11 protein-coding genes are annotated in these 18477 nt (G+C 65.1%); 3 read left to right on the top strand and 8 right to left on the bottom strand.

All coding sequences use genetic code 11. The annotated features are described in order from the left end of the window. The first annotated feature begins 2 nt into the window (after positions 1-2). Positions 3-305, top strand: coding sequence for a DUF5076 domain-containing protein (locus FHS03_RS22800; protein ID WP_183443220.1), 303 nt, complete (start codon positions 3-5; stop codon positions 303-305). Positions 306-384: 79 nt separating this feature from the next. Here FHS03_RS22800 and FHS03_RS22795 read toward each other — a convergent pair whose 3' ends face one another. The 4 genes from FHS03_RS22795 to FHS03_RS22780 form a co-directional block, all read right to left on the bottom strand. After that, positions 385-1008, bottom strand: a complete 624-nt coding sequence (locus tag FHS03_RS22795) for a PEP-CTERM sorting domain-containing protein (RefSeq protein ID WP_183443219.1) — start codon at positions 1006-1008, stop codon at positions 385-387. Between the two features lie 15 nt (positions 1009-1023). Continuing rightward, positions 1024-3720, bottom strand: a complete 2697-nt coding sequence (locus FHS03_RS22790; protein WP_183443218.1) for a phosphocholine-specific phospholipase C — start codon at positions 3718-3720, stop codon at positions 1024-1026. A 199-nt stretch (positions 3721-3919) separates the two neighbouring features. Continuing rightward, complete coding sequence (locus FHS03_RS28560; protein WP_183443217.1) at positions 3920-4480, bottom strand: BrnA antitoxin family protein; 561 nt, start codon at positions 4478-4480, stop codon at positions 3920-3922. Further along, the gene (locus FHS03_RS22780; RefSeq protein WP_183443216.1) at positions 4461-4733 is read right to left on the bottom strand and encodes a BrnT family toxin; all 273 of its coding nucleotides are present in this window, start codon (positions 4731-4733) and stop codon (positions 4461-4463) included. Before FHS03_RS22780 ends, FHS03_RS28560 begins: the two co-directional genes overlap by 20 nt. 178 nt (positions 4734-4911) lie before the next feature. Here FHS03_RS22780 and FHS03_RS22775 point away from each other — a divergent pair, with 178 nt between their 5' ends. Together FHS03_RS22775 and pbpC are read left to right on the top strand one after the other, a co-directional pair. Beyond that, positions 4912-9990 (top strand): alpha-2-macroglobulin family protein, encoded by a 5079-nt coding sequence (locus FHS03_RS22775; protein ID WP_183443215.1) that lies wholly within the window; start codon positions 4912-4914, stop codon positions 9988-9990. Positions 9991-10002: 12 nt separating this feature from the next. Continuing rightward, positions 10003-12363, top strand: a complete 2361-nt coding sequence (pbpC, locus tag FHS03_RS22770) for a penicillin-binding protein 1C (RefSeq protein ID WP_371871762.1) — start codon at positions 10003-10005, stop codon at positions 12361-12363. Between the two features lie 132 nt (positions 12364-12495). Here the strand turns inward: pbpC and FHS03_RS22765 are convergent, their stop codons facing one another. The 4 genes from FHS03_RS22765 to FHS03_RS22750 are packed head-to-tail and all read right to left on the bottom strand — an operon-like array spanning position 12496 to position 18438. Then, on the bottom strand, positions 12496-13995 hold the full coding sequence (locus FHS03_RS22765) for a DUF3526 domain-containing protein (RefSeq protein ID WP_183443213.1): 1500 nt from the start codon (positions 13993-13995) through the stop codon (positions 12496-12498). Next, a complete protein-coding gene (locus FHS03_RS22760) occupies positions 13992-15473 on the bottom strand; it encodes a DUF3526 domain-containing protein (protein WP_183443212.1) in 1482 nt (493 codons plus the stop codon). The genes FHS03_RS22765 and FHS03_RS22760 overlap by 4 nt, the downstream gene beginning before the upstream one ends. Next, a complete protein-coding gene (locus FHS03_RS22755; protein ID WP_183443211.1) occupies positions 15424-16125 on the bottom strand; it encodes an ABC transporter ATP-binding protein in 702 nt (233 codons plus the stop codon). Before FHS03_RS22755 ends, FHS03_RS22760 begins: the two co-directional genes overlap by 50 nt. Before the next feature lie 9 nt (positions 16126-16134). Further along, positions 16135-18438 (bottom strand): TonB-dependent receptor, encoded by a 2304-nt coding sequence (locus FHS03_RS22750; RefSeq protein ID WP_183443210.1) that lies wholly within the window; start codon positions 18436-18438, stop codon positions 16135-16137. Positions 18439-18477: the final 39 nt, after the last annotated feature.

The following is an 18477-nucleotide window of genomic DNA, read 5'->3' as shown; positions in this document are numbered from 1 at the left end:
CTATGAATGAACGCCCAATTCCCCCTGCCGCCCTCCGCGACGGCAATGCGGTTGAGATGCTGCGAGTATGGATAGCGGAGCAGAGGTTGCACTGCTCAATGAAGGTCGGGATGTACCGCGAGTCGATGGGTATTCCTGAGGAGGAGGCATGGGGCGTCATTCTGGCGGATGCCGCTCGTCATCTGGCGCAGGCGCTACAGGAAAAATATGGGGAAGATCAGCAAGACGCTATTGAGAAGATCAAAAATAGCTTCCTAACCGAGCTTGCGAAACCCACGTCGAAAGCCGAAGGCGGTTTTGTTTAAAAAGCCGAGTCCTTGCCCGCATTGGGAGTAGACCCCAATCGAACGGGACGGCCATCCGGCGGACTCGGCTGTGGAAGTTTCAGGACTGGCGGCGGCGCAGGAAGGCTAGCAGACTCAGGCCGGTTAGCAGTAGGGCGGGCGTGGCGGGTTCGGGGACGGCGCTGACATTACCCAGCGTGACGTCGGTGATGCCGGCCAGATAGCCGTCGCCCTGGCTGCGCAGTTCGAAGCCGGTGAAGTACTCGCCTGCGGTGGCGCGGAAGCCGAGGAAACCGAAGCTGCTGCTGCCATCGGGCAGGGCCAGGCCTTTGAAGTGGTAGCGGGCCAGGTTGGTCGTGATGCTCAGGTCCACCGTGCCGGCGCTGACGGCGGCGTCGAAGCCGAACAGGGTGTAGGACTGGGCGATGCTGCCGCTGATGGGCGACCAGTATTCGTTGCTCATCACGGGGCGCAGGCTGCCGATGCCATGCGCCGCGCCGCTGCCCACGATCAGGTTTTCATCCGAGACATAGCTCACATCGCCGCGCGTAAAACCGTAGCCGGGATAGTTGTAGCTGCCCGTGAAGTCGTCGAAGTTGCTGCTTTGGCTGATTTTGCCGAGCTGATTGAAGCCGCTGCGCTGCTCGATGCGCTGCACATCCGCCTGGGCGCTGGCGGCGCACAGCAGCAGGGCGAGGGCGGCGGTCTTGAAGTATGTCATCATGTTGAATTGTCCAGATCAGGTGATGGTGAAGGCGACTGGGCCGCCCAGGACGCTGTAGCCGTCGTTGTAGAGCAGCCAGGCGGTATAGCTGCCGGGCGTCAGCGTGCTGGTGTCGAAGCGCGCGCCGCCGCTGGTTTGGGTGACGTATTGCCATAGCAGGGAGCCGGTGGCGCCAGGCGCGCTGCCGGCGCGGTACAGGCCGATCCAGTTCTTGACGCTGGCGCGCGATGCCGGAATGGCAAAGTCGAAGACCGCTTGCGTGCCGCGCGCCGCCGATGGCGTGGTGGTGACGAAATGGGTGACGCCGAAATTGACCGCGTCGCCCAGCGCCGTGTAGCCGCCGCGATGGAAATACCAGGCCGTGTATTCGCCCACCGCCAGGGCGGCGGTGTTGAAATTCAGGCTGCCGCTGGCGCCAGGTGCATAAGCCGAGAGCAGGGCGGGCTTGGCGGCGCTGGGCGTGGCGCCGGCCGCGTAGATGCCGATCCAGTTTTGCGCGTCGGCCTTGCCGCCGGGTGCGGCGTAGTTCATGGTCAGTGTTGCGCCGCGCTGCACGATCTGCGCGCTGGCGCTGAGGGCGATGCGGCGGCTGTTGGTGCCGATTACCGGATCGGTGCGCGAAGCCATGCCGGTTTCCACATGGCCCGCCACGCGGCGCATGAACTGCGCATCGGTGTCGCAAGTGATACTGTAGTCGTACCAGCCAAAGCTGCTGGAGAGGATGCAACTGAGGCGCAATTGCTGGCCCGCTGCCACCGGGTAGCTGGCGGTCGCCGCGCCGTAGGCATTGTCGCTGAGGGTGAAGGTGCAGCCTTTGCCGCCTTCCAGATTGGACAGCGTGATTTCGATATTGCCCTTGGCGCTGTCGTAGTTGACCTGCACTTCCGGCTTGGCGCTGCCGGCGGCGAGGAAGCCGCCCGCCAGTTCGCGCAGATAGCCGTTCGGCCCCGTCACCGCCAGGTGGTAGGCGTTGCCGCTCCAGTTCCACACCTCCTTCTCGATTTTTTTGCCCGCTTCCACAGTGTAGTGCCAAGGGCCGTCCGTGCGCAGCCGCGAATACACGGCGAAGGCGGCGCCGGCCTGGCCCTGGTTGATGAAGGACAGTTCCACCTGGCGGCTGCCAATGACCCGGGCCGGCGAGTGCAGCGCGTAGGGCAGGGCGCAGGCATATTTGGTGCGCGTGACGGTGCGGCAGGGCTCCTGCAGCGGCAGGCTTTGCACGGCGGGCGGCATGGGATAGGGCTTGCCCGACACCAGCTGGTACTCGGTGTTTTTCGGCACGCTGGCCGGCCAGCTGCTGTTCGGCGTGCGGAAATCGAAGGCCGACGTCATATCGCCGCAGACGGCGCGGCGCCATGGCGAGATATGTTCGGCGGTAACGGCGGCGCGGTTCTTCTTCAAGCCCACCGTCAGCCACTCTTCGAGGAAGCGCAGCTTGGAGGTATGGTCGAACAGTTGCGAGCACACGCGGCCGCCCTTGCTCCACGGAGAAATCACCAGCATCGGCACGCGCGGGCCAAGGCCGACCGGCACGCCATTATAGTTTTCATACGCGCCGATGTCGGCCAGGGTGGTGCGGCCCATATTCGAATTCAGCGGCGCGACGGGCGGCGGCATATGGTCGAAGAAGCCGTCGTTCTCGTCGTAGGTCAGCAGGAAGACGGTCTTGGACCATACCTCGGGATTGGCCACCAGCGCCGCCAACAGGCGCGCCGTCAGGTTCTCGCCCGCGTTCGGCGAATTCGGCGAATGCTCGGTAAAGTCGTTGGGCGCGCAGATCCATGATACCTGCGGCAGGCGGTTGTTGCGCACATCCTCGGCGAACTCGTTGACCAGCCACTGGCCCTTGGTGCCGCGCGAATTGGCTTCGTTGGACCCGGCGGCCAGGGCGCGGCCCTTGCGGTAGAGCGGGCTGTCCGGCGACAGACGGCTGCCGTCCGGATTGACGCGGAAGTTCTTGAAGTAGGCCAGGTAGTTGTCGCCGTAGTTGTCCCACTCCTGGTAGACCTTCCAGCTCACATTGTTCGCTTCCAGCACCTCGGCATAGGTGCGCCAGGTCGGCGCGCTGGCCGTGACGGCGGAGGAGATATTGTCGCGCGCCGGATCGTTGTTGTAGTAGCCGGCGCTGCTGATGTTATACAGGCTGCCCATCGCGCCCAGCCAGTTGCGGTTGGTGCCGCTCAGCGAATACATGCGGTTTGGATCGGTGGCGCCGAAGATCGAGCAGTGATAGGCGTCGCAGATGGTGAAGGCGTCGGCCAGCGCGTAATAGAAGGGGATGTCGCCGCGGTCGAAATAGCCCATGCACTGCGGGGTTTTCTTCGGCACCCAGGCATCCCAGTTCTGCCAGGTCTGCTGCGAGCCTTTCCAGGAATGGTCGGTGCCGAGCGACAGCGCGCTGGTGTTCTTGGCGTCGAAGTGGAAGGGCAGCACCGGGCTGCCGCCGGCGTCGGGCTGGAACCAGACCGGCTTCCCGCTGGGCAGGGTGATGGCGCGCGGATCGTCGTAGCCGCGCACGCCCGGCAGACAGCCGAAGTAGTGATCGAAAGAGCGATTCTCCTGCATGAAGATCACCACATGCTCGACGTCGGCCAGGGTGCCGGTGACGTTATTCGCGGGGACGGCGAGCGCTTCGCGGATCAGGTCGGGAAATAGGGTGCTGGCGGCGCTGGCTGAGGCCAAGCTGAGGAACTTGCGGCGGCTGGTGGACATCACTCTTCCTTGGATTGCGGTGGGCGGGAGCATCCTTCCGCGCCGCGCATAGCGATTTGCTAGCCAGCCCGGAAAGTTGTCGCAATCATATCGGCGGAATATGACGGGGATATTTCATCGTCAATCGTGCGCCGAGGCGGAAAAGTGTTAGTTCAAGCTTTTTGGGGACTTCTTCAGGCGCGGCTGTTGTTCCGAAAAATCAGCAAACCAGCGGCAGGCCATCTACCATGCCGCTTCCCATATCTACGGTGTACACATGGCCGCGTGCATCGTTGTCACGCCCCTCGGCGCGTAAATGGCGCTTGACCTTTTCTTTGGCGGCGCCATCGTCTTGCGCCAGCACCATGCACTCATACACGGTGAGTTGTTCGTTCTCAGGCTTTTGCACGGTGGCGTGGTAGTGGCGTAGCATGACCTTATGCTTGACTGCCCATTCGCGCAGTACTTCGTTCATGCGGGTCTGCCAGCCATCGCCCATGGCCTTGAATGACTCCAGCAGCACAAAATCCAGACGTAGACTGACTGGCACTTTGGTAATACTTTGTGCCGGCCTGCCGCGCCCACGGCGGGCCGGTTTAAACTGCGCCAGCTGTGCATCTGTCAATGGCGGATTGTCCGGGTCGGCAAGTGCGGCAGCCGTGATGGCCTTGTCCTCCTCTTCGCTCGGCCTGATGGCGGCAAGCGCCTTGAGCCTACGCGCTTGGCGAGCATCGTCCGGTTCCTGCGACACTGCTTTCTCCTTATCGATTCGCTTCAACATAGTAGTTCACCTCCCTGGCATTCGCCTTTCTCAGACTGAAGATCCTGCGGCTATCCTGACGGTCTACATACACCACACAATAGAGCCGGGCGCCGATGAAGCCGAGGCCAATGTATCTGTCCTCGTGATAGTCCGCCCGGTCATACAGTTGTTCCAGTGCCGTATCCCATTCGATCCGTTCCGCCTCTACCAGCGAAACACCATGTTTCTGCTGGTTGATACGGTCTTTTTTCGGATCAAAGGAAAGGTCCATTTAATTATTGTATATGCAGAAATTGGATTTTCAATGATTTGTGTATTTACGGTAAATATGCGGTGACAGGTGCGCACGGGAGAATTTGAGATGGTTTCCCCTAAGCATTTCTTGTATGATTTGCAGCTATTGCGAACACCTTAATAATGGTGAGCGCACCAAGAAATGGGGAATTCTAATGGTTAGCATCAAACAAAAAGGCGTGGCCTGGTTGCTGCTGGTGGTGGCTTTGGCCGCCGCCGCGGCGGGCGGCACATGGTGGTATAAGAAGCAGCGCGCGCCGCGTGGCGCGGTGGCGGGCAGCGCGGTGCTGCCGAATCCGAACCTGCCGTTTGCCGTGAACAGCTGCGTGGCGCGCCTGTATGAGGACAAGCCGGCGCTGGCCCTGACTTTCAGCGATGCGGTCAAGAGCGATCAGCAGCTGGAACAGGTGATCGAGGTGTCGGATATGGGCGACTCGAAAGCGCCACCCGTTCCGGCTACGCCGGGCGCCGATGGCAAGCCGGCCAAGCCTGCGGGCACGCTGCTGAAAGGCGCCTGGGTGGTGTCGGACAATCCCCATGTCCTGCTCTTCCCATACGTGAAGCCTGGCCACCGCTACAGCATCAAGGTGAATACCGCGCTGGCTGCGGAAGGCGGCCGCAAGCTGGCCCAGGCCCACCAGTGCGAGGTGCTGAGCGACCAGATGTCGCCGTCCTTCTTCTTCGCCAGCAAAGGCACGGTGCTGCCGGCTGGGCTGAACGGCGGCCTGCCCATCGTCACCGTGAATATCCCCGAAGTGGATGTCGAGTTCCTGCGCGTTTCGCCGCAGAAGATGCCGAAGTTTATGGAGATGGTGCTGGGCATTCGCCAGCAGAACAACGAGGAGGGCGAGTACGACGGCTATTACGACCGCACCTCCTTCAAAGGCCAGGTCGGCGGCTGGCAGCTGAATTCCCTGCAAGGCATTGCCGACAGCGTGTACAGCAACCGCTTCACCACCAGCGAGGAGAAGAATAGCCGCAAGGTGACCTTCCTGCCGGTGGAAAAAGTCGCCGAGCTGAAAGAGCCAGGTGTGTATATCGCCGTGATGCGCCGTCCCGGTTTCTTCGACGGCGAATACCAGGTCACGTATTTCTACACCAGCGATATCGGCCTGCATGTGCGCCGCCAGGTCAAACAGACCGACGTCTTCACCACCTCGCTCAAGAGCGGCAAGTTGCAAAGCGGCGTGGAACTAGAAGTGCTGGGCGAGGGCGGCAAGGTGCTCTTGCGCGGCAAGACCGACGGCGACGGCCATGGCGTGCTGCCAGGCCTGCCCGATACGGCCCGCCTGCTGATGGCGCGGCGCGACAAGGAAATGTCGGTCGTGGCGCTGCGCGAACCTGGCCTGGACCTGGCCGAATTCGATATCGGCGGCCACCTGTCGCGCGATGTGAAGCTGTTTGCCTATTCGGGCCGCGATGTGTACCGCCCCGGCGAGAAATTCACCGTGTCGCTGCTGGCGCGCACGGCCGACGGCACGGCGCTGCCGCCGGCGCCGGTCAAGGTCGAACTGAAAAAGCCGGACGGCGATGTGGTCAGCGCCTCGCTGTGGCAGCCGAACGCGAAGACGCCGGGCTATATGCAGCAGCGCATCGACCTGCCGGTCGATGCCGCCACCGGTAAATGGAGTCTGGAATTCCGCGCCGATCCGACGGCCAAGCGGGCCGACGCCATCTATTCCTTCCAGGTCGAAGAATTCCTGCCCGAGCGCATGAAACTGACCCTGAACAGCGACGCCGCGCCGATGACGGCGGACGCCACCAGCTTCAAGGTCGCGGTGCAGGGCGATTATCTGTACGGCGCGCCCGCTTCGGGCAACCGCCTGCTGGGCAGCGTGGCGCAGGAACGCGCGCGCAATCCGTTGCCGAAGGAGTGGCCGGGCTTCATCTTCGGCGACTTCGCCGACGACAAAGAGAAGAGCCGCGCCGAATTGCCGGAAACCGAACTGGATGAAAACGGCAAGACCAGCCTGCAGGTGCCGGTCAAGGCCGAGGCCAGGTCGGCCATGCGGGTGCGTGCTTCCCTGAGCCTGCTGGAATCGGGGGGCCGTCCCGTGGTGCGTTCGGTGGAGCGCCTGTGGTGGCCAGCGCCGGCCATGATCGCCGTGCGTCCCGCTTTCGACAGCGATGTGACGCGCGAAGGCAGCATGGCGGAGTTTGAATTGATCCGCGTGAATGCGGCCGGCAAGTTCGATCCGATCAAGGAGGCGCCATTCCGCCTGGTGCGCGAAGACCGTCAATACTACTGGCGCTACGACGCCGACCGTGGCTGGCATTCCGGCTATACCGAGGCCGAGGAAGCCGTGCATGCTGGCGTGCTGTCGCTGAAGGAAAGGGCCAAGCTGGCCGTGCCGGTGCAGTGGGGCACGTACCGCCTGGAAGTGACCGATCCGTCCACCAAGCTGGTGACACGCTACCGCTTCTACGCGGGCTGGAATGCGCAGGATGCCGAGAGCATCGGCAACCGTCCCGACCGCGTGAAGCTGCAACTGGAAGGCGCGCCCGCCAAAGCCGGCAGCGACGTCAAACTGAAGATCGTGCCGCCGCATGACGGCGAGGCGCTGGTGATGGTGGAGGCGGACAAGGTCTTGTGGAGCACCCGTGTTTCGGTGAGCACCCAGGGCACCAGCCTGACCATCCCTATCGACAAGAACTGGAACCGTTCGGATATGTATATCTCGACGGTGGTCTTCCGCCCAGGCAGCCAAGGCGACCGCGTGACGCCGGCGCGTGCCGTGGGCATGACCTGGCTGCCGATGGCGCGCGAATCGCGCAAGCTGAAGGTGAGCCTGACCGCGCCAACCCAGGTGGTGCCGGACAAGCGCATGGTGGCGAAGGTGAAGGTGGATGGCGCGGCCGGCAAAACGGCCATGGTGACGCTGTCGGCGGTGGACGTGGGCATTCTGAATATCACCAGCTTCAAGTCGCCCGATCCGTTCGATTTCTTCTTCGGTAAACACCGTTTCGGTGCTGAGCTGAGCGATATCTACGGCAAGCTGATCGAGCGTATGGACGGCACGCCGGGCAAGATCAAATGGGGCGGCGACGCGGGCAAGCGCGATACGCGCAGCATGCCGAAAAAGGTCAAGCTGGTGGACCTGTTCTCCGGCCCGGTGCAACTGAACGCCAAGGGCGAGGCCGAGATTCCGCTCGATATCCCTGACTTCAACGGCACGCTGCGCCTGATGGCGGTGGCCTCGACCGCCGATTCCTACGGCAGCGCCGACCGCGAGGTGGTGGTGTCCGCGCCTATCGTGGCCGAGATTTCGCTGCCGCGCTTCATCGGTCCTGGCGACAAATCGACGGTGGCGCTGGACGTCAGCAATATGATGCCGGGCGAGCAGGATATCGATATCCGCCTGAGCAGCGACCGTCTGCTGCGCATCGGCGACGGCGAACAGAAGCTGCGTCTGGCGCCGCGTCAGCGCAAGGTGCTGCGCTTCAGCGTGGAGCCGAGCGAGCCGTATGGCCTGGCGCGCCTGGTGCTGGACGTGAAAACGGGCGGCGCCAAGCCGGTCGAAATCCACCGCGAATTCGCGCTGCAGATCCAGCCGCCGGTGGCGCGCGAACAGGATTCGGTGCGCGTGCGTCTGGAACCTGGCGCGACGCATAAGATCGATCCGGCCGCGGTGGAACGCTTCTTCCGCGGTTCGGCGGCGCTCAATGTGACGGTGTCGAACCGTCCGCCGCTGAATGTGCGCAGCATCGTCAAGGGCTTGCTGGATTATCCATACGGCTGCCTGGAACAGACCACCAGCGCCGCCTATCCGCATATCTATATCGATGAAGAAAGCGCCAAGGCGGTTGGCCTGGAGCCGCGCACCCGCGAGCAGCGCGCCAAATTCATCGAAGGCGCGATCGGCCGCATCGCCGGCATGCAGGGTTCTGCCGGCGGCTTCCGCCTGTGGGGCGGCGATAATGGCCAGTACGAGAACTGGCTCACGCCGTATGTCGCCAGCTTCCTGATGGATGCGCGCGAAGCCGGTTTCAATGTGCCGGAAGAGATGGGCAAACGCGCGCAGCAATGGATGGTGGACCGCCTGAATGGCGCCTCCAGCCAGTTCTCGCCATTCCCGGCCAGCGTCAAGCCGGATGCGCAAGGCCGCTTCGAATGGCGTGACTATGAGCTGGTGCGCAACAGCCACCAGCGCTTCGCCGAACTGGCCCACATCGGCTATATGCTGGCGCGCGAGCAGAAAGCCTCGCTGGCTTCGCTGCGCCTGCTGCACGACCAGTACCGCGAACGCGCCCGGTCGCCGCTGCCGCTGGTGCATCTGGGGATCGCCTTGTCCCTGATGGGCGACACCAAGCGCGCCGAAGCCGCGATTGCGGAAGCGATGGTCAAGCCTTACGGCATCCGTCCGGATTCGGATTGGGAGTGGATGGGCGACTACGGCAGCCCGGTGCGCGACAACGCCATGGCATACGCGCTGCTGCTGCGCCATAAGATCAGCCATCCGCAGCGCGAAACCCTGCTGAACAATCTGGGCGAGCGTCTGGCAAGGGGGCATATGTACTACTCGACGCAGGAGCGTATCGCCTTGTTCCTGGCGGCGCGCGCCGCTGGCGGCAGCAATGGCGAGCCATGGCAGGCGGTGTTGCATACGCCGGACGGCAACACGGCGCTGTCTTCGCGTAATGGCGAAACGCGCAGCCTCGATCCGGCGCAAGCGGCCAAAGGCATCACGCTGGAGAACAAGGGCAGCAACGCGGTGTGGGTGGAGGTGGAGGCCAGCGGCTTCCCGCTGAAGCTGACCGCGAACAGCGACAAGATGTCGGTGGAGCGCCGCTGGTTCACCACCCAAGGCACGCCCTGGAAGGGCGGCGCGCTGAAAGTGGGCGATATGCTGCTGGTGCGCGTCACGGCGCGTTCCAAGCAGACCGTCGAGGATGCGCTGATCGTCGACCATATTCCGGCCGGTCTGGAAGTGGAGAACCTGAACCTGTCGCAAGGTCCGCAGGCGGGCGAGTTCAATATCGAGGGCGTGAACCTGGCTTCGGCCATGTCCGACTCTCGCATCAAGCATAAGGAATACCGCGACGACCGCTTCGTGGCGGCGGCACGCCTGGACGGCAATCCGCTCAACCTGTTCTATATGCTGCGGGTGGTGACGCCGGGCCGCTTCAGCGTGCCGGGCACGTTTGCCGAGGATATGTACCGTCCAAGCATCCGGACCTATGGTCCTGCAGGCGAGCCGGTAACGGTGGTCGATCCGAAGGCGCCGGCAAAGTAAGGTAGTTTTATGTTGTCTTTTGCTGTTGCAAGAGCGTGGGCGCGCAGGCATCCTGTGCGCGCCGCGCTGGCGGCTTCGCTGTCGCTGATCCTGCTGCTGGACCTCCTGTTTCCGCCGCCGCTGCCGCAGGATGCCCCCGGCATGCTGGTGGTGGCGCGCGACGGTTCGCCGCTGCGCGGCTGGCCGGATGCCGATGGCGTCTGGCGCATTCCGGTCAAGCCGGAGCAGGTGTCGCCGCTGTATCTGGACGCCTTGCTGACCTATGAGGACCGCTGGTTTTACTGGCACCCCGGCTTCAATCCAGCCGCCATGCTGCGCGCGGGCTGGCAATGGATGACGCAGGGCCGCATCGTTTCCGGCGGCTCCACGCTGAGCATGCAGGTGGCGCGGGCGCTGGAGCCGGTGCCGCGCAGCATGGCGGGCAAGCTGCGCCAGCTGCTGCGCGCCATGCAGATCGAGATGCGCCTGTCCAAGCGCGAAATCCTGACCCTGTATTTGAACCACGCGCCTATGGGCGGCATCGTGGAAGGCGTGGAAATGGCCAGCCGCAGCTATCTGGGCAAGAGTTCCAGCCAACTGTCGGCGGCCGAAGCGGCGCTGCTGGTGGTGCTGCCGCAGGCGCCTTCGCGCCTGCGGCCCGACCGCCATCCGGCGCGCGCCCAGCAAGCGCGCGACAAGGTCGTGCAGCGCATGGTGGACCTGGGCCATTGGACGCGCGCCGAGGCCGACGATGCCATGATCGAAAAGGTCGGCGCCAATCCGCCGCGCCTGGCGTGGTTGGCGCCATTGGCGGCCGAGCGCCTGCACCAGGCGGCGCGGCGCGAGGCGCGCGCGGGCAAGGGCGGCAACGCGGCTACGGTGGTGCATTCGACGCTGGACCGCGATATGCAGACCACGCTGGAGCGCATGCTGGCCGACCGCGTGGCCCAGTTGCCGCGCTTTGTCTCGATGGCGGCGCTGGTGATGGATAGCCGCACGATGGAAATCCTGGCCTATGCAGGTTCGGCCGATTTCGCCGACGCGCGCCGTTTCAGCCATGTGGACATGGTGCGCGGCATCCGCTCGCCCGGCTCCACGCTGAAACCCTTCCTGTACGCGATGGCGCTGGACGACGGCATCATCCATTCCGAAAGCCTGCTGGCCGATACGCCGCAATCGTTCGGCGGCTACGATCCCGGCAACTTCCAGGCCAGCTTCTCCGGTCCGGTCAGCGTGGCGGAAGCCTTGCAGCGTTCATTGAATGTGCCCGCCGTCGATCTATTGGACCGCGTGGGACCGGTGCGCTTCGCGGCGCGCCTGTCCAGCGCCGGCCTGCGTCTGTGCCTGCCGCGCGACGCCGAGCCGAATCTGAGCGTAATCCTGGGCGGGGCCGGCACCAGCCTGGAAGAACTGGTTGGCGCCTACCGCTCGCTTTCCATGGGCGGCATGGCGGGCGTGCCGCGCATCACTTCCAACGCGCCGGTGCGCGAGGCGCGCATGATGAGCGCGGGCAGCGCCTACATCATCCGCAATATCCTGGAAACCGGCGGCCACCCCGACCAGCCTTTCGTCGAAGGCGATGAGGGTGGCGTGCGCCTAGCGTGGAAGACAGGCACCAGCTACGGCTTCCGCGATGCCTGGGCGGTTGGCGTCAGCGGCCGCTATACGCTGGGTGTCTGGGTGGGGCGGCCGGACGGCACGCCCAATCCCGGCTTCTTCGGCGCGAATGTGGCCGCGCCCCTGCTGCATCAGATCGCGTCGGCCTTGCCGCGCAGCGAGGAACTGGGCCGCGCGCGGCCGAAGGAAGTCTCGGTGGCGCAAATCTGCTGGCCGCTGGGAACTTCGGCCAGCGGCACCGCGCCGGAGCATTGCCATGCCAAGCGCAGCGCCTGGGTACTCAACGACACCATCCCGCCGACCTTGCCCGACCGTCTGCGCGCGCGCGGCCTGCTGGAAACGGTGTGGATCGATCCGCAGAGTGGCTTGCGCAGCATGCCGTCCTGCACGCCGTACGCCAAGCCGCGCGAAGTGGCGCGCTGGCCCGCGCTGCTGGAAGCCTGGCTGCCCGCCGCGCAGCGCGAACAACTGGGGCTGGCCGGCTGGTCGCCCGACTGTCCGCAGCAGAACAGCGCGGCCAGCATCCGCCTCACCGGCTTGCGCAGCGGCAGCCGCTTGCGCGCCGCGCCCGGCCAGCAGCAGGTGGTGCTGACGCTGGATGCGGTGGGCGGCGTCGGCCGCCACTACTGGCTGGTAGACGGCCAGACCGTGGCTGCCGCCACCGGCCCGGCCAGGCGGCAAAGCTTCACGCTGAATACGGCCGGCCAGCACAGTATCGCCGTCATCGACTCGGCCGGCCATTACGACAGCCTGCAGTTCCGCGTCGACGGCCTGTGAGCCGGGGGCGCGTTGTGCCGCCCATGGCCCTTGCCGTTGCGCCGTGCCGCGCTGGCACCATGTAGGCATCCCAACGGGCGGCGGCGGAACAGGGCTGTGCGGGCAAGTGGATGCGGTGTTTTCGTGCCATGGCTAGTGGCCTTTCCCACGGCGCACGCCGGTCAGCAGTACGGCCAAAACCAGCAGCGCCAGTGTCCACGCGGGCAGGGCGGCCAGCCGTGTGCCCGGCGTTCCTGCTTCCGCCAGTGCCATCGAGGCGCGGAAGCGCGGTACGCTGTCGAAGTCGCGGAAGCCGTAGCCGCCCAGGCAGGTTTTGGCGCAGGGCTGGCGCTCGTCGCCCAGCGCCGCTTCCTGGATGGCGCGCTGGAAGAAGTCGCGCAACTGTGCCTGGTGCTGCGCTACCTCGGCCAGGAAGTGCTGCTGGCGCGCCTTGTCCTTGCCGGCCAGCGTCGCTAGCGACTGGTAGGCCAGCGTCACGGGGCTGAAAATTTGCAGGCTGTCGAACCACCTATCCTGCTTCTGACGCGCCTCGGCATGGTGCCGCTCCACGCCGCGCATGGCCGCTTCCAGTTCCTGGGCGCGCTGGATACGGCTCACGCTCGACGATACCTTGTCCAGCGATGTGCGGTTCGGCTTCCATTCCGGATGGCTGTCGTAGAAGCGCGCCAGGCTGGCCAGTTTGTTGGCGTTGACTTCGTCGTTGGCGTCGCGCATGGCCTGCACATACAGCTCGCGCGCCGGGACGGGCGCCAGCAGGCGCACGGCCGCCGTCTGCGCGCCGGGTAGGAGCACGGCCAGCAGAATCCAGCAGCCGAAGGCGGCGAACGACGCTGTCATGCGACTGTGGCAGACGGCGCATACCGCTGCCGCTACCGCGCCCCAGAAGACGGAGTACAGCAGCACGACGCCGCCCCACGCCGCCAGTGCGGCAAAGCCATCCGCGCTGACGGCCAGCGTGCCGGATAGCAGCGCTGCCATGCCGCACGCTGCTACCAGCGCCACGCTGGCCAGCAGTACGCGCGCCATGATCTGTGCCAGCAGTAGCCTTCCCAAGCCAACGCCTTGCAGCAGCAGGGCGCGTATGCGCTTGCTTTCGCGGTCCTGGGTCAGCACCGATACGCTGAGCGCAAGCAGAAAGAGCGGCCATAGATAGACCACGAAGAACAGCAGGTCGAAGCGGCCCGCCGCCAGCCGGCCCGGATGCTCGATCTCGCTGGCGGTACGTACCGATTCCATCGACTCGGCGCGCACGCGGACGTAGGCGGGCAGCAGGTCGGCCTGGCCGATTGCCAGCGCCGCGCCGGGCAGGGCGGGCTTGACCGCGAAGCCCACATGCTCGCGGAAGGCGTAGCCGCGTACATCGATGGGCGTGCGATACCACTGCAGGTGCGCGAACTCCGGCTTGTCCGGATTGTCGAAGTAGCTGTTGGCGAGCGCATTGGCTTTCACGCGCGCCGTGCTTTCCTGGCTGGCTGCATCGGCCACTGCACGACGCTGGGTGGATTCGAAGCGCGCGCTTTCGAACAGGCCGAGCAGGGCCAGAAGCAGGGCTGCCAGCAGCAGGAACAGGGTGCCGCGCTCGCGCAACTGGCTGCGCAGGTCGTAGCGGATCAGGGTAAAAATTTGGTTCATTTCAGACTCCCGCTGCGCAGATGGCGCAGACCAAGGGCGCACAGGCCCAGACTTGCAAGGAATACCGCCAGCAGGGGCAGGATCTGCTGGCCGAATAAGCTGCCCATATCCAGGCGGTCGAAGTGGAAGCGGAAGGGCGGTACGCTGTTCCACAAATCCTCGCCGCCGTCATAGCGCTTGCCGTCCTTTTCGGGGTGGCGGGCAATTGCCTCGTTCATCACCTTCTGGATCACGCGTCGCTGTACTTCGGCCGCATTGACGAACTGGATATGGTGGCCCGTATCGCTGGCTGCGGCGGCGGTGGAAAGACCCGCCACGGCCACCGTGGGCGAGAGCCATCCGGCCAGCGCCGCCGCATCGCTCTGTTTTTGCAAGGCGGCGTACAGGCGGCCATAGTGCGTGTCGAAGATCTTGTCGCCATGCTCCTCGCCGCGCTGCAGGCTGATGCCCGCCCAGTTCACCGGCAAGTCTCTCACATCGCTGACGCCGTGCTCGCGCAATAGCGCCTGTTTATGGCGTTCCGCTTCTTCCGGATCGTCGGGCATGCCGAGCGAACCATCCAGCTCTTCGCGGAACTGCTGCATCGACGGCAGGGGCGCGGCGTGCTGCGAGAATTCCACGGCAAGGCGCGGCAGCACCAGCGCCGTCGCGGCCCAGATGGCAATCAGCGCGGCAAGGCTGGCGCGCAGGCTGGCCGCCCGGGCCGACACGGCGGCGATCAACACTGCCCAGGTGGCAAGATACAGCAGATAGCCGCCGCCGAAGACGGCCAGGCGCAGGGCGCCGTCCAGGAAAGGATCGGGCGCGTTGGATAGCCATTTCATCAGCATCACGGCGGCGCAAGCCGGCAAGGCCAGGCTGAGCGCGAGACAGAGCAGCACCGCACCACGCGCGACGGCCAGTGCGCTCAGCGGCGCGGCATTCACGCGCAGCGCCGCCAGCGTACCGCGTTCGCGTTCCCCGGCGAACATGCCGAAGCCGAGGAAAATCATGGACATCGGCGCCAGCACCTGCAGCACGAAGGCTGGCGTCAGGCGGAACTGGCGCGTGCTGCCCGCTTCGTCGGCGGCCGGCCGGTAGACCAATTCATTCTGCTTGTGCGCTTCCAGCCATACGCTGGAGCCGACATAGTTTTCCACGCCCGGTTCCAGCGCCGCCAGCAAGGGCAGGGGCTTGAATACATAGACGCCATAGTGCGCCGCCGAGTGCGGATATTTCTTGCCCTGCTGCGACCAGCGCCGCTGCTCGGCCTGGGCGGCGCTGGCGCGCGCATCGAGCGTGGCCTGCAGCTCGATGGCCGTCAGCGGCGCCGCGCACAGCGCAAGCGCCAGGCCGAGGCCCAGCAGCAGCCACACGCGCCAGTCGCGCCGCCGCTCGCGCCAGTCGGCCTGCCAGGCGCCGTGGCAGGCGCGCCACCAGCGGCCGCGTTCAGACGCCGGCCAGGGTGCTGAGGTAATTGCGTTCAAGTTCGCCTGCATTCAATTCTCCTAAAGTCCATTCGCCCACCAGATGTCCCGCCACCAGCATGCCGCAGCGATGCGCCAGTTCCTGGGCGCGGAACAGATCGTGGGTCGCCATCAGCACCGCCGCGCCATCCCGCGCCAGCTCGCGTATCGATTCGCCGAAAGTCACGCTGGCCTCGGGATCGAGTCCCGACGTCGGCTCGTCCAGCACCAGCACTTGAGCGCCCTTGGCCAGCGCCATCACAATGCCGACCTTCTGCCGCATGCCCTTGGAATAGCCGCTCGCCTGCCTGCGCCAGGCATGCTCCGGCAGTCCGGCCCTTTTCAGCAGCGCCTCGATCTCGCCCGCGCGCGGCTTGCGGCCGAGAAGACGCATGAAGAATTCCACGTTCTCGATGCCGGTCAGCTTTTCGTACAGCGCCACGTTTTCGGCGATATAGGCGGCGTGGCGCACCGCCGCTTCGGCCGGCGGTAAAGGCGATCCGGCCAGTTGAATGCGTCCGCCATCCGGTTTGACGAAGCCCAGCAGACAGCCGATGGTGGTGGATTTTCCGGCACCGTTCGGTCCCAGCAGGGCATAGATTTCGCCGGGGTTCACGCGCAGATTCAGCGCGTGCACCACGGTGCGTCCTTCATACTGCTTGTGCAGTTGTTCGATATGGATCATCTTTCGTCCTCAAAAGGCGTAGCGCACTTCGGCAAACAGGGTGCGCCCGGGGAAGGGATGGTATTGATAGGCGAGATAATTGTTCAGGTTATCGATGCCGATGGCGACCTCGGTGCGGGCGGCGGGTTTCAGCAGCAGTCGCAGGTCGAGCTGCTTTTGCCGCGACAGGCCGCCGTAGACGTCGGGATTGATGTCGCTATTGTTGATTTCATTGAACTGGCGGCCCGAGTAGCGCCAGGTGGCGGCCAGACTCCAGTTCTGCCGCGGCGCATACAGCAGGGTGGTGGTGGAGCGTACCTGCGGAATGCGCGCCCAGCGCTTGCCCACCGACGGCAGGTAGTTGTCGTTTTCCAGGATGATGGCGCGGCTGTAGCCGATATTCGCCTCCAGGCTCAGGCCGCGCAGGCCCAGTTCGTCGATGGCGCCGGCCAGTTCCACGCCGCGCGTGCGCACCCGGCCCACGTTCTGCGTATTCGTGATGCTGGGGAAGACCGAAAGATTGAGCTGCGACCAGATGGTGTTGCGCACATCGTCCTGGAACAGCGAGGCGCGCAGCTTGCCGGCGTCGAAGCGCTGTTCGGCCGAGAGTTCCAGCGCGGTGGAGCGCTCCGGTTTCAGATTCGGATCGCTGACAGTCAGCGAGGCTCCCGCCAGCGAGCCCTGGAACAGTTCGGACACGGTGGCGAAGCGGGTGCCGCGTCCCGCCGAGAACTGCAGGTCCAGCCCCGGCGCGGCGTCCCAGCCCAGGGACAGCTTGGGCGAGAGCGCGTGCTCGCTGCGCTCGCGGTAGTTCTCAGTCGGGCCGGGACGGAAGCGCTGGATGCCGTCGAAGGATTTCCAGGACTCGGCGCGCAAGCCCATCGTGGCCCGCCATTGCGGCGCAAAGCGCCACACGTCCTGCCCATAGAGTGCCAGCAGGCGCGTCTTGCCGCCCACGAACTGGGTTTCGTCGCCGCTCGCGATGCGCCAATCGGCCAGGCTGCGCGTGGTCTGCCTCAAGGTGTAGTCGCTGGCATGCAGGCCGAAGGTGAGGGCGTGCGCGCCGCCGGTCCAGTCGCCCGGCGTGGGGGTATAGGCGCCGCGCAGCTCCAGCGTGCGGAAGCCGGTGCCGCCGCGCTGCACGGCGCTGCCTGCGCCGCCGCCCGCCGCCAGGGGATCGGGCAGCGAAGCGTTGCGCTGGGTGTCGCGCTGGATTTCGTAGCGGCTGACGCTGAGCGAGGTATTCCAGCCGGTACGGTGGCGCGTCTTCAGCGTCAGCCCGCCCTGCACATGTCGCTCCTCGCGGGTATAGGGGGCGAAGGCGTTCTGCGGAATCTGGAACACATTGCCGTTCTGGCTGACGCGCCCCGACCATACGGCATTGCCGGCCGCGTCGCGCAGGAAGCTCTGGTTGCTCGTCTTCGTGTCGTTACTCCACCAGGCCAGGAAACCGTCCGCGCTCAGCTCCGGCGTAAAGTCATAGCCCATGGTCAGCTTCACGGTGTTCTGGCGCGTGTGGTCGATGGCGCCAGCGTTCGGGCCGAAGATGGCGCGCCGCTGGCCGGTGGGGGCTATGTCGTAGACGATGCCGCGTACCGGCGTGACGGGCGCCGTACCCTTGGGCGGCGCGAACACGCCGTCGTCGCCCGCCGTCACGCTGTAGTACTGCATCGGTTCGCTGGTGGAATCCTGGCGGTTGACCATCAGCTTGTACCACAGGCCGGAAGCCAGGCGGTCGCCCAGCAGCAGCGAGACCTGGTAGTTGCGGTAGCGGTCTTTCAGGCCATAGTTATCGTATTCCTGCACCTGTCCCGCTACGCGCACCGCGCCGCTGAATTTATCCGGACGGCTCGTGGCGATTTCGATGGTGGTGCCGATCGAGTTGCCGGGGTAGAGGGCGGAGAAGGGACCGTACAGCGCTTCTACGCTGGTGATTTCTTCCGGCGCCAGCATATTCCAGCGCGGCGCGTCGAAGCGGCCCATCAGATTCGACAGCAGATAGCCGTCCATATACACCAGGGCGCGCGGTGCCTGCGAGGGGGCGAAGCTGCGGCCGCCGATCAGGGCATTGCGGTCGCCGCTATAGCGTTTGCGGATGGTCATGCTGGGCAGGTCGCGCAGCGCATCCTCGGGATTGAACACATTCTGCAACTGGCGCAATTCTTCCGCCGTGCGCGTGGCGCTGGACAGGGCGCCATGCCCCGTCGCGCGTTCGCCGCTGATGGTGACGGTACTCATGGCTGCCGCCTCGTCGTCGGCAAAAGCAGGGGACAGCCAGCCACTGGCGCAGGCGAGCGCAATCGCGCCCGTCATCGGCCTTAAAGTCGATTTCATTGATGCTCCGCTTGATTGGGGAATTTGTTAATGCAACTG

The sequence above is a fragment of the Pseudoduganella violacea genome, from assembly GCF_014191875.1.
Classification (GTDB): domain Bacteria; phylum Pseudomonadota; class Gammaproteobacteria; order Burkholderiales; family Burkholderiaceae_D; genus Rugamonas; species Rugamonas violacea_A.
The sequence above is the reverse complement of the archived record's forward strand: the minus strand, read 5'-3'. Positions and strand labels throughout refer to the sequence as shown.